Source organism: Brevibacillus sp. AF8, assembly GCF_021270385.1.
Lineage (GTDB): Bacteria > Bacillota > Bacilli > Brevibacillales > Brevibacillaceae > Brevibacillus.
Genome location: NZ_JAGQDN010000009.1, coordinates 71,406 through 85,807 on the forward strand (window position 1 = coordinate 71,406; position 14,402 = coordinate 85,807).

Sequence of the window (14,402 nt, forward strand, 5' to 3'; positions counted from 1 at the left end):
CATTCACCGAAATACGAATGAATGGGGTGCTTTTTTTGATGTCTACAGCTATTTCCCAGTATGTGGAGATTTTTCGTTGTCCAATTTGCCAGTCGGCTATGCGCAACGTACCTGTCACCAGCTTGGTATGCAACAATCATCATTGCTTTGATTTATCCAAGCACGGCTATGTTCACTTGGCTACGCGAACCTACAAAACAAAGTATGACAAGCAATTGTTTGCAGCGAGAAGGGCGATCATGGAGCAAGGCTTCTTTGATCCATTGTATGACGTATTGAGCGAAGTCATCCTGCATAGGACAGACACTGAGGAAAGCCAGATGTACGTGCTGGATGCAGGATGCGGCGAAGGCTATCATCTGACGCAGGTTCGGCAGAGAGTGATGCAAACAAGCAAAGTCCCATTTGTCGGAGTGGGTGTCGATCTCGCCAAAGAGGGGGTTATGCTCGCGGCGAAGAGCGATCCAGAAGTAGTTTGGTGCGTTGGCGATTTGACGAAGGCGCCGTTTGTCGACAGACAGTTTTCATGCATTTTGAATCTATTATCTCCATCCAATTCGGATGAGTTTCATAGACTCCTCGCTGATGATGGAAGGATGATCAAAGTCATTCCGGAGGCCAACTATTTGCGAGAGCTAAGAGAAGCCTTGTATCAAGAAACTCCCAAAACACAATATAAGAATACTCGTACGATCGAGCACTTCAAAACCAGCTTCCAGCTAATTGGTAAGGAACGGGTTCAGTATCAGTTCCGACTGGAGGAAGAGCGTCTTGTTTCCCTGCTTCAGATGACTCCGTTGGCGTGGGGAGCGACACCTGAGCAGTTGAAGCGAGTGTCTGACTTGGCAGGAGTGGATATAACGATAGACTTGGCTGTGTTGATTGGCAGGAAATAAAGCAGCGACTGTCCTGAGCGGAAAAATCCGTTGGGACAGTCGCTTTCCTATTTGTAGATGGTCGTTGTTGACAGCGTTCTTTATTTTTTTGAAAATAAGCATGAATACTCAGAAAAGTTTCGGAGGGATAGTATGGGGGCTGATCAGGATAAGGCTTCCTTTTTGCGCGTAAAACCTTTCCTTGCGGATATCCAAAAGCATTGCTTGTCCCTCACGAAAAACGAGTGGGATGCGCAGGATCTCTTCCAGGAAACATTGACGAAGGTGTATCGTTCCTTGCAGAAGACTCCAGACAGAGAACTAACCAAGGCATTTTTGAAGCAAATTGCTACGAATGCTTGGATCGATCATTGCAGGAAAGTAAAGGCGAATGAGCATCCCGCCTTGTTTGATGAAGCGATCTATCTGCATCAGTCCAGTGTATCTGATGCGTTTGTGCAGAGAGAGGTGTTCGAGCAACTGGCGGATCGACTAAATGCCAGACAGATGGTGCTGATTCTCATGATGGACATTTTTTCGTTTACGGCGCAGGAAACAGCCACATTGCTCCATACGACCGTAGGGGCAGTGAAGGAAGGAGTGAAGAGGGCACGCCAGCGCTTGTTCGTGTTGGCAGAGCAATCCAGACAGGGAGAAAGCCCATTCCACAAAAAGAAATTCGACAAAGCTGGCCGTCGTGATTCGTCCGGCTTTGTATCAAAAGAAGGGTTCGAGCAATTTTTGACTGCCTTTCGTGCAGGGGATGCCTACGCGATTTGTCAAACGTACCTGCGCCTCGCAAAACTGGGCGTGAGCGTGGAAAAGCTTTCGGTAGCAGGCGATCGCCTTTTCTTTGCGGTTCGTGACCCGGATGGACATTTGCTGCATTTTTTTCAGAAATGGTAGAAGTACCCGTTTCTTTTTGTTCTTTTCTTTCGTTCATGAGGGTGAAAATACATATTTCAAAGAAAGGAGCGAACACAAATGAGTATTCATGTGCGTAATTTTGCGGTTGTACAGCTGCCAGTCAAAAACTTGGAGGTATCCATAAAGTGGTATCGCGATGTGCTCGGTATTCCGTTCACGTTTGAATATACACCTGGAGACAATGAGGCTTGGTTGAACGTAGGAGGAGTAGGTCTCGGACTCATTCGTTGCCCGGAGGTTCCGCGATTGGACTTTACCGATATGGCCGGACAAACCCAGCCGATCATCTCCTTGCAGGTAGACCAAATCCATGAGGTTTATGAGGAGTTGAAAAGCAAAGGAATCGAAGTAAGTGAAATGACGTATAAGCGAGGCGGAGGCTACAGCTTTCGATTTCGTGATCCAGATGGGCATTTGAACCACCTATGGGGTGGCTGGCCTTCTGTTGAGGATGAAGAGAGAAACGCATAGAAAGTGGTAGCTCTTAAGCGTTTTTGATTCCCCCGTTAACAACCGTACTTTTTGAAGGATGCCACTCCCAGAACAACTAGGCTTGCTCCTGGGGTGGCATCCAAAATCATTTTCCCTTCTACCGCACAGTACTAGTACGTCCTTACTACTTCAAGTTCTGAAAGTCCACCGCTTTTTGGCTCATCAGGTAGGAAACAATCTCCTCCTCATTGGACACTTCGTCCATAAACGTGACTTTGAAACAAACGTCATTTTCTCTCCAGAAATAGGAGATGAGAGTTGGATCCTCTGGTTTGCTCGCCTCTCCAAAACGCTTGTATTTCGCCGTTTTGAACACTTCATTTCCAGCGATTTTCAGCATGTTTACCTTAACTATGTGCTTATCGTCCATACCGAGGTGAAATGCTACATTTCCATCCTTTTTCATATCTTCGTATATTTTTGTGTCTTTGATTTGATCAAATGAGATTCTATTTTCTCCGCTCAATCTTTTGTTTTTCTCAGCAACATCGTAGTAAATCCCAAGGTACATAGTCTTATAATCTTCCTCATTTGCCGGCATGCTGAAATTTACTTTTGAGCTTATATCTGCTGCTGTACCTTTGAACTGTCCCGGCAGCTCCAAAGGAAATTTAGGAGTAAACCCTATAGCTTTTGAGCCGTGCTGTACATCTTCCGTATCATATAAGCCCAAGACGTAACTGGAATAGCCTACATAACGTTCTTTCATCGCTTGATCCGGGTATTTCACATTCGAGATCATTTTCACAATGTCTTCTTGAGGATCGCTAGCGAAACTACTAATGTTATACTGTATTCCGTTATCTTGCCATAGATAGTAAACGTAGTTAATGTTGTTTTCTTCACCGGAGTGTTCGCTATTAAAAGTCACTTTCATTACAGCTAGCCCTTGGACATTTAAATTTTGCTTCGCTATTTTTTGTTCCCCATATCCCTTTTTTTGTTCATCTACGATTATTTTGTAAGCCGCCTCCAATCCTTTTAGTCCGCTCCTTGCAGAAAAACTCACATATTTGGATGATGGACCTCTTTTTCTAAATTCAATCTGAACGTGCGTTTCTTTATTGGTACGCAACTTTTTCTGATCGATATACATCCCTCTAAACTCATAGTCCATAGCAAGCACATCAGGAACTTTAAAATCAAAACCAGTTGTCTGTATTCCTTTTGACAAACGGTCGTATGTTCGCTCATCCGAGTCAAATAAAAATCTAGCCTCTTGCCCTGCATTAGCTTTATCGGAGGCGACTGGCTGGGCGGTGCTCCCCACCTTCACCGCGGCATTCGTAAGGGTCACCGAACTCATCAAAGCTACACACAAAACGGCAGCAACCGAAAGCTTGTAAGATCCTGCTTTAAAGCTTTTTATCATCTGAATTCTCCTTATCAGTTGATTCTTGTTATTTGCTTCGTTAAAGTGAAGCAAGTGAAGCTGCTGGCGGTTGGCAGAAAAACGCTGCAAAAATTGAATAATCGTCATCCCGTAGGGCACAGACTCATCTTCACCCAGAACGTTCAACACATAAGCGTCACACGCAAGCTCCCGGTCGGCTTTCATCTGTTTTACACACAACCAAACAAAAGGGTTCATCCAGTGAATGGCCAAAGCAAGTAGACTCAGCAGGTTCCACGCGATGTCTTTTCTTTTGTAGTGGGCAAGCTCGTGGGAGAAGACGTGAGTAAGCGCAGAGGCGTTCGATTCCTTGCATATTTCTTCGGGACAGTAAATCCATGGATGGATCACCCCGGAGATATGCGGACTTTTTCTATAGCTTCCTGAATAGATAGGGATTGATTTGGTGATGCCAAATCTTTTTCGGCAATCATCTAGGATGGAAATGACTTGCGGGTCGGTTTCGATCTTGAGGCTGCTCATTCTGCTTCTGGTTCGAAACGTATAGGCACACATAAATCCAAGCAGTGAAAAACATCCCACAAGCCAAACGATGGCTGCTATTTTTACGCCAAGGATGTGATTGCTCTCGACAGGGTCTGGATCGATTTTGATTTGGTGGGATAGGGAGGGATCCAGAAGTTTTTGATTTTCTGGCTGGTTTGTCTTATTATTTTGAGGTGAGTTTGTTTGTTTGCTGTTTTGCTCTATCTCTTTTTGTGACGCGTCATTCGCAACAGGGGAGTGAGGGGAAACAGCATTTTTTATGCTGTCTACGCCTACTTGCCAGATATTGAAGATGCTTACCGGACTGTTAGGGAGAAAAGGGAACAGAAGCCGTATTAACACAATCAGCCAAAGTGCGTGGTGAAGTCGAGCACTTATTCGGTGATGAAAGATTTTCTTGATGGCTATCACCATCAAAGCGACGAGGCTAGCTCCAATGGTGGCATCAAAAACCCATAAAAAAATATCGCATAGCATATCCATGCTTTCTACCTCTTTACAGTGAGATCTGCTGCTTTGTCATTCTTCACATCTGTCATCGCCTCTTTTGTCCTTGTCTTTCTGCTTTTCATTCAGAATCTTTTGGAGATGCTCGATATCCTTCTGGGACAACTTGACGTCTTCTAAAAAATTGGTCATCATCATGTCTGCCGCCCCGCTAAAGACTCTTTTCAAAAACGACTGGCTCTCTGCCTTGATGCATTCTTTTTCGGAAATCAATGGAAAGTACTTATAACTTCTTCCTGCTTTTTCAAAACCGATCACCTTTTTCTTCAAAAGTCTGTTGATAAAGGTACGAACGGTTTGATCGGTCCACTCGATTTCATCAGGCAAGAGGAGTGCGATATTCTCGGCGTTTATCGGGTTGTTCTTCCAAATAATCTTCATGATTTCCCACTCTGCTTCAGAAATTTTCGGGAGATTGTGCATGTACTCACCTCCTAATCCATCTTTTGATTTACAGATGTAAATATAATCTGTCGGGTTAATATTACAAACGTAAATGAAAAGTGTCAAGAAATATTTTCCATTCATAACCACAGGTTGTTATTTACATACTCATGGCTCAGCTGCGGTTCAATTCGGCCAGAAACGCAAGGGAATGTTCGCAACAATTGTGCTTGACATTATGCAGAACATATAGAATAACTACAAATATCTATCAATCAACAAATTACGTAAAGAGGAAACAGGTGATCACCAAATGAGAGCAAACCGGATGGAAGCGTTCAGCGATGGCGTACTGGCGATTATCATTACGATCATGGTGCTAGAATTCAAAGTACCGGAAGGCCAAGACTGGTATTCGTTAATTGAATTAGGACCAAAAGTGCTTAGCTACATCTTCAGTTTTGTTTATGTCGGCATCTACTGGAACAACCATCACCATCTGCTGCACATGATTCGAACAATGAACGGGCGGCTAATGTGGCTCAACTTGATATTGCTTTTCTGGCTATCCCTTATTCCCTTCACGACCGCCTGGATGGGGGAAAGTCATTTTGCTCCCGCCCCGATGGCATTGTACGGGATCGTTCTTCTGCTTGCAGCTACTTCTTACAGGTTTCTCCAGCTCGCAATTATCAGCCAGCATTCTGGCGATTCCGTATTCGTAAAGTCAATGGGCCGAGACTGGAAGGTGAAAGTATCTCCTTTTCTCTACTTGCTCGCAATATTGACCGCGTATGTGGGTCCGTGGGTTTCCGGTTTCTTTTATGTACTCGTTGCTGTGATCTGGGTCGTGCCGGAAAAGCGAATCGAGCATATCTTGAGAAGCGAATAATTGTGCCTAAAAAAAGCCTCCAAACCGGAGGCTTTTTTTCAAAAATAGGTTCCCGCAAAGGATGGCCTTAAACCTTGTTAGTAACATTGCTTCACTTTCATCAGTAATCGCGTGCGGCGTCGAACCAGCGTTGAGCCATTTCCTCCGTAATAGGCTGGCCGATTTGGTGGTCAGACTGGCTTAGTTGCCAGACAGCTTCACCCAGGTCATCTCGTTCGATGGTTTCGATACCTTTGAGGGTGTTAAAACGCACGGTAAAGGCCGTAAAGGCTGCCTCCGCATCAGCAAGGCTGCGGGCTTGCGCCAAGGCCGCTTGTGCAACGTCATAGGCTTCATTAGCCAGCTTGGCCAGACGTTTCGGCCAGGACGAAAATGGGCGGCCAAACTCGGTCGTCCACCACTCGGGCTTCCGTAATTGGCTCACGGAAGCGTGGCCAGTCCATGGGCGGGTGTTGGCTCGGGCTTTCATTTGCTGCCTCAGTCGCTTGCCTGTAATCTCTTCCACGTTAAAGGCGATAAATCTGTCAAGCAACGGCCACACATTTAATGGCGGCAGGTCACCTAGATCAGGCATGAAGCGGAGCTCCAAATTTGTTAACTGCGTCTGACGAGCTAACAGCTCCAAGTCGCAGAAATTGCCCCACAAGCTCAATGATGTAAGATTTTGAAATCTCTCTAAACACGTCAGCGAGACAGGCTGCGCCAGCGGTTCGTTTCGAAGTGTCAGGCTCGTGACCTGGTGCAGCTCGCCCAGATCGGGTAGCAAGACGGGGGCATGATTCTTGCGGCGGCTGGTTCGCGGCTTGAGTGTCAGGGAGTATGGCATGTCGCCATTGACAGAGAAGCGTGATAGATCTCCAGCCACACTCAGACGGAAATATTCAGAGACTTGGCGTTTCGGGAGTTTCAAATGCAAACGGCTTTCAAACTGGTCCAGTTCGATATGCAAGCTGTGCAATTTGGATTGGCTGGCGTCAACGACCATGTCTTTTGACAGGATCGGAACCCATGTCATTTCTTCAATGGGGCGTTCTTTGGCCCAGTTGAAGAAGCCCGCGTCGCTACCTGTGTAGTACAGAAACCGCGGCCAGGGAGAGCCAGCTGGTGTGGCAAAGGAATCGAATATGTTCCAATTGATGGGCGCATAGGGATCGACGTGCAAATCTGCCTTATTGCCCAATTGTGAGGGTCCAATGGAGAGACTGCCTACGCCGGGCTTGATAACAAGTGTATGGCTGTGAGGGCCAGTCAGGTCGATGGGATATCGACCATCTTCTCTTATAGAACCAGCAGGAGAACGAACTTGCTTATGATTTGTCATTTCCTTCATCCTTCCTTCTTAACTCCTGACTTCTGCGCTATGTATCAATACATCTCAATACCTTGGAGCTTAATAAAAATATAGCATAGAAAGCCAAGTTGATTTTGTAGTTGCTGTAGTGGAGAGAAGAATATTTCCAGTCTACGCTCCGGGCTACGTCCTGCTGGGAAGTGGGGACTGTCCGCTCCGCAGCGATTTGCGGGGAAATGCAAAAGTGGTAGCCGCTTCGTAGCGTGGGCACGTTGCATTTCTGTTGCCCGCAAATCACTGCGAAGCTGTCCAATGATTCTCAATCTTTAAAAGCCACTTGAAACTACATCCGCTCGCAAGGAAACAGGAGAAATAAGCGAAGATCCTGGTGACCCAAGAAGCTGGAGCGTTTTCTTCTGTTTCCTCCCACCACAGCAGTCGGAATAAAAAGTCTCAAAAAAAGACTGAAAGTATCAAAGTGATACAATTTAATCTCATTATGATACGATTCCCACCAAAACAATAAGCCACCCACGCCTCCCACCGTTGGCACGATCCTTGCTCTATCATTCAGGATGAAACCAACGGAGGAGGTACACATCAAATGGATAAACGTAATCAACCACCAATCTACGTCGTAAAAAATAAGAGAAAAAATAGGGAGAGTTCTCGCGTTCCTACCTATTTGACCACAATAGAATCCCGTTTTGCCAAAGCTTTTCACCAATCTCTCGCAAACTACGAGCCAACTCCCCTTGTTACATTGCCTGCACTGGCACGTGAGCTGGGGGTAGGACAGGTACTTGTAAAAGATGAGTCCAAGCGATTTGGTCTCAATGCTTTTAAGGTTCTGGGAGCTTCTTACGCGATGGCGTGTTTTTTGTGCGAGAAGCTAGGGAAATCGACAGAAGACATGACTTTTGAAGCACTGTGCTCCCAAGAAGTGAAAGAGCGAATTGGAGAAGTCACCTTCGTCACTGCAACAGATGGCAATCACGGACGGGCCGTTGCATGGGCTGCGAAGGCGCTCGGACAACATGCCGTTGTTTATTTGCCCAAAGGCTCCACCCAGCAACGGGTAGATGCGATACGCGAGGCCGGCGCAGAAGCTCACGTGATCCATGGAAACTACGATGAAGCCGTGCGACTCTCAGAACAAATGGCCAAAGAACGTGGTTGGCAAGTGATTCAAGATACAGCATGGGAAGGCTACACGACTATTCCCATGTGGATTATGCAGGGCTATACGACGATGGTAGCAGAGGCTATGGAACAACTCTCAGCCCTTACTGACGCCAAACAGCCGACGCATCTCTTCTTGCAGGCAGGTGTCGGTTCCATGGCTGCCGCAGTCTTGGGACATTTCGTAGCGGCGCAAGTAAACAAAGACCTAACAACCGTGATCGTAGAGCCGCATAGCGCCAATTGCATGGTCCTCTCAGCAGAAGAGAACGACGGACAGCCACATACTGCTACGGGAGAGCTAGGAACCATCATGGCAGGTCTGGCATGTGGCGAGCCGAATCCGATGGCATGGGAGATCTTGCAGGAGCATGCGGACTTCTTCATTAGCTGTGCCGATTATGTGGCGGCAAACGGCATGCGTATACTTGCGGCACCGATTGGAACCGACCCTTCTATTGTAAGCGGGGAAAGTGGAGCAGTCGGGGTAGGGCTACTCGCTGCCTTGATGAGCAAGCCAATGTATCATCAACAGCGTGAGCAGCTCGGCTTAGATGAAAATTCCGTTGTTTTATGCTTTAGTACGGAGGGTGACACGGATCGGGATATCTACAAACGCATCATCTGGGAGGGCGCATGCCGGGAAGAGGAGGGTCTGACAAAATGAACGTGACGATCAATCGAGATGAACTGATTTCATTCGTACAGGATTTGATACGCATTGATTCGGTGAATCCATACCTGGACGAGGATGGCCCAGGCGAAAAAGCGATCGCCGCTTTTATTCGAGAGCGTTTGGAGGCGGCTGGACTGGAGGTTCGCGTCACGCCTATTAGCGACACAGCGGTCAATGTCGTCGGGATCCTACGGGGAACGGGCGGCGGCAAATCCTTGATGCTAAATGGACATATGGATACGGTAAGCGCCAAGCGTATGGAGATTCCGCCGTTTGAGCCTACCCTTGTGGACAACAAAATTTTCGGCAGAGGCAGTCAGGACATGAAGGGCAGTCTGGGGGCCATGATTGCCGCAGTAGAGGCGATCGCACGAGCAAAGGTTCCATTGGCAGGAGATGTCATTTTGACTTTTGTCGCTGACGAGGAGTATAAAAGCATCGGCACGGAGGAGTTGGTAAAGGCGTACAAAGCAGACGCAGCGATATGCTGCGAGCCTTCCGATCTGGCGATTGGTGTCGTACACAGAGGTTTTGCCTGGGTCAAATGCGAGGTGCTGGGCAAGGCAGCTCACGGAAGCCGTCCATCAGAAGGGATTGATGCAATCGTTCGGGCGGGCAGAGTTCTGCAAGAGCTGGAGCGCCTCTCGGACAGGTTGGCTCAAGGTCCCGCTCATCCGATTCTCGGTGCGGCATCTGTCCATGCATCACTCATTCAAGGAGGAACGGAGCTGTCCACCTATCCAAACTATTGCCGGATCGACTGGGAGAGAAGGACGTTGCCGGGCGAGACAGAGGCAGACATTGCCAATGAAATAGAAGCATTACTCCAGAAGCTGCGCGCAGAAGATGAGACGTTCCAAGCAAGCGCCGAGCTGTCATTTTTGCGGGAGCCGTTTGAAGTCGGGTTAGATGAGCCTGTTTATATAGCCCTTCAGGGAGCGTGTAAGAGTGTGACGGGAAAAACACCCGAAGTGTGCGGATTCTCGGGTTGGACGGACGCAGCATTGTTGCAGGAAGCGGGAATCCCTACAGTTTTGTTTGGACCAGTGGGAGCTGGGCTGCATGCGGCAGTCGAATATGTAGAGGTGGATAGCTTGGTAGACATGAGTGCCATCTTGGTGGAGACAATTTGCGATTTTTGCCGGTAAAAATTGCATAGAGGGCTGGCTTCTCCTGTGATGCGTTATAATGGATGCAAGAGATTGACGGGAGGGGAAGCCAGATGCCCTTGCGAGATATTCAAGAAAGTGTGCAACAGATTGCTTCGGCTGTTGCATCGGTTCTGCGCGTAGAAGTAGAGATTGCGGACAGTCAGTTTTTGCGGATCGCAGGGACGGGGAAGAATGAGGCTGGCGTTTTGCGAACGATGGCAGGAGAGGATCATATCTACCGGGAGTCGTTGCTCGCCGGGCATCCTGTTGTGATCATGCATCCCGGGCAGGATGAGCGGTGCCGTCCTTGTATGCATTATGGAAATTGCAGGGAGACGGGAGAGATTTGTTGCCCGATTCATTTAGATAATGAAAACATAGGTGTGATCGGCTTGCTCGCTTTCGATGAGGAGCAACGCGAGCGGTTGTTTGCAGATGTGGATGCGATATTGACCTATTTGCAAAAAATGGCTGAGCTGATCGCCATTAAGTTAAAAGAGCATTGCTTGTACGTCGAGCAGTTGCATACGGTAGAAAAGCTGCGTGTCGTTATGGATGAAATGGACAAGGCTATGTTTCTCGTCGATCAAGACAATCGGATCATGCAAGCGAACCAGCGTGCCCGTCAATATTTGCAGCTCGATCACGACGACAGTCAGACGGCAGAATGGATAGATGCCATTCGCCGTGCAGATGCTGGGCAATCTGCGCCAAAGCAGGTCGTTTTGTCCATCGGGCAGGAAGACAAGACCTTTTTGTTTGCCATCAAGCCCATTCTACTGGAAGGAACGGTCAAAGAATGGGTGATTACGCTTGATGATGTACAGGAAGTCGTGCAAATCGCAAGGCAGGTGAGTGGATATTCGGAGCCCGACCCTTTTCGGATGATCGGTGGAAACAGTCCTGCCATTGTGCAGGCAAAGGAAGTGGCAAGACGTGTGGCAGCCAGTGATTCGACTGTCCTGCTCCAAGGTGAAAGTGGAACCGGAAAGGAGCTCTTTGCCAAAGCCATTCATCAGGCAAGCCCGCGTCGTGACGAGCCGTTCCTTTCGATTAATTGCGCAGCAATCCCTGAGCATTTGATGGAAAGCGAGTTGTTCGGTTACGAGGAAGGCTCATTCACAGGAGCGCGAAAGGGTGGAAAACCGGGCTTGTTTGAGGTCGCGGGAAAAGGCACACTGTTCCTCGATGAAATCGGGGATATGCCCATGCCTCTGCAGAGCAAGCTGTTGCGCGTGTTGCAAGAAAAGGAACTGTACCGAATCGGAGGAAACGGCAAGCCTATACGCTTAGCGGCGAGGATCATTGCAGCGACCCATCTGGATTTGCAGGAGCGAGTAGACGCAGGGTTGTTTCGGTTGGACCTGTACTATCGTTTGCATGTAATTCCCATCCACTTGCCCTCGCTGCGAGAACGCAGAGAGGATATACTGCCTTTGGCGAACGATATCCTTTTGGCGCATGCGAATCGAGCGGGGAAGAAGCTGCTCGGCTTTTCCCAGGAAACGCAAAACGTCCTGTTTCATCACGGCTGGAGAGGAAATGTCCGAGAGCTGGAAAATGTAATCGAGTACGCGGTCAATATGGAAGCAAGTCCTTGGGTCCAGCCTGCGAGCTTGCCCATTCGAACGGGAATGCTGCGTGAATCTTCCCCACATTTCGTAAAAGAACATCAGGGGTCATTCGACTGGCAAAAGCAAGGGCTTACGCTGAAAGAGCTGGAACGAGCAGCAATTGATACCGCGATGCAACAAATTCGGGATAGAAACGGACGAAAAGAAGAAGCAGCTGCGCTATTAGGCATAAGCCGGGCAACGCTGTTTCGGAAACTGCGCGAGTACGGTCTCACCTGATCTTTGCTTCCGGTCGATTTTTTGGGATTGGGCGGATAATGTGGTATGATGGTTTCGATACAGGAAGAGAGAATGGTATAAGGAAGGAGTGCCAAAAGAAAATGAAAGAAGTATTGGGATGGATTCGGTCGATAACCTTTGCTGTCGTTTTCGCTCTTGTCCTCGGAATCTTTGTATTTCAACCGTTCAAGGTTGATGGGCATTCCATGGACCCAACCTTACAAGACGAACAGCGCATATATGTGTCTAAACTATCACACACGTTTTCTTATTTGCCAGATTACGGCGACATTGTCGTGATCGACAGTAGGGTAGAGCGAGACCGTACATTGATGGACGATATCATGGGGCATCCCTTGGTGTCGCTGGTCACAGGCCAAGGCGATGATCACACGATGTATGTCAAACGTGTCATTGGAAGACCAGGCGACGTACTCGAGTTCAAAGACAACAAGGTGTATCGAAACGGTGAGGCATTGAACGAACCATATATCAAAGAAACGATGGAATATGTAGCAGACGGAAAGATCACGGTTCCAGCCGATCATATTTTTGTTATGGGAGATAACCGTAATCACAGTACAGATTCCCGCGATATTGGCTTTATTCCGCTGGATCATGTGATGGGAACCATGATCGAAAACCCTCTCAAGAAGTAAGGAACGTGAAGGAGAAAAGGTTGTCCATTTATGGGCAACCTTTGTTTCATAGTGAAAGATGTCCCACTTTTCTGATCGCTCTAAAAAGGAGGACGGCTTATGCCCAGCATTTTGATAGCGGATCGGGACCAGAACGAACGAATTGGGATCGGATGGCTCGTCAACAGCTATGCCATTCCGTATGACAAGGTGCATAATGCCGGGACCATGGAAGACGTTTTCGAAAGGATGGAAGCGCATACACCGGAAGTACTCTGTATTGAACTGGACATGATCGGGCGCGGGGAGTGGGATCGGCTGAAGCTCCTGGTGGAGCAGTATCGTCCGACCGTTGTGGTGACCACATCAGAAGCCACGTTCGAGCGGGCGATGCAGGGAATTGGACTTTTTGCCCGCGATCTATGGCTGAAGCCACAGACACCGGAATACATCAGGAGAATCCTGACGAGATGCTGCCAGGAGCGCTTGGATCGGAAGCGAGTGAACGAAGAGAAGAGAACAGGATCGGACAATGACAGGGATGTCTCGTATCTTGACCTGTTTTTCCCCGGGCATGTTCAAGCCAAGTCTTATTCGCTCATGCTGGCTCAATTGGAGGATCCGAAGCGCCACCCCGAGCTGCTGCGCTTTTTTGAAGAATATCCGTTTCGCGACAAACCCGCTCTTTTGCCGTTAGGGGAGACCATTGTGGGGGTTTTTCCAATGGATGCTGTGGTCTCGCCTTCTACGCTCCACCAAATGGGCAAGCGTCTGCTGATGGACTGGGAAGCAAACAATGACGCGCCGCTCTTTTTGGTCATGTATGACCCAAGCAACCATGAGCGGAGCTTGAACGAAAATTATGCGGATGCGAGCCAAGCCCTGCAAGTCCGCTTTTTTAAAGGATATCGGCAAGTGACGGTCGTGGACAATCGCGTGAATTGGACGATGATTGACCCATTTTTGACCCCCGCCGAACAGCGCACGTGGGTAGAAATGCTGGATGAAGGCAATCGGGAAGAGTTGAAGCAGTGGCTGTATACACACTTTTTTTACAAGGAAGAGCCCTATCCAGAGCCCGGGCTGTTGCGTATTCGGCTGACGAGTATTTTGGCCCAAGTCAGACGCTACATGATATCACGTGGTCTTGACTCTGGACCTTTGGAAGAGGAGTATCACCGGGTTTTCGAAACGATTCTTTACTCGCCGATCTTGTATCGGATCGTAGTGGAACTGCTGCTGTTTATCAATCAGCTTCTGGATGCTGCTCACCATCCCATCGACGAGTCCCGTGTCGATGTCGTGGAACAGGCGATTCGTTATATAGAGGGCCGCTATACCGATCCGGCACTGCGTCTGGAGGAGGTTGCACGCTATATCGACCGCAGCCCTTCCTATTTCAGTACGCTGCTCGCGCAAAAGCAAGGAAGCTCTTTTCGCCAAATACTCACTTCGTTGCGGGTAAAAGAGGCACGTCGATTGCTTCTTGAAACATCGATGTCTGTTCAAGAGGTAGCAGAGCGATGCGGATTCATTAACGCCAATTATTTCAGTAAAATTTTTAAGGAAAAAACAGGGACAACTCCACGTTTGTTACGAAATCAGAAGAAAAGATAGAAATCGAAAGAAAAGAC

The 14,402-nt window shown here is 48.1% G+C and carries 12 protein-coding genes; 9 read left to right on the plus strand and 3 right to left on the minus strand.

The genetic code is table 11. From position 1 onward, the window contains the following. Window positions 1-38: 38 nt before the first annotated feature. The 3 genes from KB186_RS13900 (at window position 39) to KB186_RS13910 (ending at window position 2,273) form a co-directional block, all read left to right on the plus strand. Window positions 39-896, plus strand: a complete 858-nt coding sequence (locus KB186_RS13900) for a putative RNA methyltransferase (RefSeq protein ID WP_232773815.1) — start codon at window positions 39-41, stop codon at window positions 894-896. Window positions 897-1,028: 132 nt separating this feature from the next. Then, a complete protein-coding gene (locus KB186_RS13905) occupies window positions 1,029-1,781 on the plus strand; it encodes an RNA polymerase sigma factor (RefSeq protein ID WP_173610945.1) in 753 nt (250 codons plus the stop codon). Window positions 1,782-1,859: 78 nt separating this feature from the next. Beyond that, window positions 1,860-2,273: a VOC family protein gene (locus KB186_RS13910; protein WP_232773816.1), complete on the plus strand. Its 414-nt coding sequence runs from the start codon at window positions 1,860-1,862 to the stop codon at window positions 2,271-2,273. 145 nt (window positions 2,274-2,418) lie between these two features. Here the strand turns inward: KB186_RS13910 and KB186_RS13915 are convergent, their stop codons facing one another. Beyond that, window positions 2,419-4,677 (minus strand): M56 family metallopeptidase, encoded by a 2,259-nt coding sequence (locus tag KB186_RS13915; RefSeq protein WP_232773817.1) that lies wholly within the window; start codon window positions 4,675-4,677, stop codon window positions 2,419-2,421. A gap of 36 nt (window positions 4,678-4,713) precedes the next feature. Continuing rightward, window positions 4,714-5,124, minus strand: coding sequence for a BlaI/MecI/CopY family transcriptional regulator (locus KB186_RS13920; protein WP_173610948.1), 411 nt, complete (start codon window positions 5,122-5,124; stop codon window positions 4,714-4,716). Window positions 5,125-5,398: 274 nt separating this feature from the next. Between KB186_RS13920 and KB186_RS13925 the strand changes: the two genes are divergently transcribed. Next, entirely contained in the window at window positions 5,399-5,977 is a 579-nt protein-coding gene (locus KB186_RS13925) for a TMEM175 family protein (RefSeq protein WP_173610949.1), read from the plus strand. A 100-nt stretch (window positions 5,978-6,077) separates the two neighbouring features. On the opposite strand, the gene KB186_RS13930 is transcribed toward KB186_RS13925, so the two are convergent. Beyond that, window positions 6,078-7,307 carry a leucine-rich repeat domain-containing protein gene (locus KB186_RS13930; protein WP_370646681.1) on the minus strand — a complete coding sequence of 410 codons (1,230 nt, stop codon included), beginning with the start codon at window positions 7,305-7,307 and terminating at the stop codon, window positions 6,078-6,080. Window positions 7,308-7,872: 565 nt separating this feature from the next. Between KB186_RS13930 and dpaL the strand changes: the two genes are divergently transcribed. The 5 genes from dpaL to KB186_RS13955 all read left to right on the plus strand — a co-directional run bounded on the left by dpaL (window position 7,873) and on the right by KB186_RS13955 (window position 14,385). Continuing rightward, on the plus strand, window positions 7,873-9,117 hold the full coding sequence (dpaL, locus tag KB186_RS13935; RefSeq protein ID WP_232773818.1) for a diaminopropionate ammonia-lyase: 1,245 nt from the start codon (window positions 7,873-7,875) through the stop codon (window positions 9,115-9,117). After that, window positions 9,114-10,274 carry an ArgE/DapE family deacylase gene (locus KB186_RS13940; RefSeq protein ID WP_232773819.1) on the plus strand — a complete coding sequence of 387 codons (1,161 nt, stop codon included), beginning with the start codon at window positions 9,114-9,116 and terminating at the stop codon, window positions 10,272-10,274. Before dpaL ends, KB186_RS13940 begins: the two co-directional genes overlap by 4 nt. 74 nt (window positions 10,275-10,348) lie before the next feature. Next, a complete protein-coding gene (locus KB186_RS13945) occupies window positions 10,349-12,130 on the plus strand; it encodes a sigma-54-dependent Fis family transcriptional regulator (RefSeq protein ID WP_232773820.1) in 1,782 nt (593 codons plus the stop codon). A gap of 101 nt (window positions 12,131-12,231) precedes the next feature. After that, window positions 12,232-12,789 carry a signal peptidase I gene (gene lepB, locus KB186_RS13950; protein WP_173610953.1) on the plus strand — a complete coding sequence of 186 codons (558 nt, stop codon included), beginning with the start codon at window positions 12,232-12,234 and terminating at the stop codon, window positions 12,787-12,789. 99 nt (window positions 12,790-12,888) lie between these two features. Then, window positions 12,889-14,385 (plus strand): helix-turn-helix domain-containing protein, encoded by a 1,497-nt coding sequence (locus KB186_RS13955; RefSeq protein ID WP_173610954.1) that lies wholly within the window; start codon window positions 12,889-12,891, stop codon window positions 14,383-14,385. Window positions 14,386-14,402 lie beyond the last annotated feature (17 nt).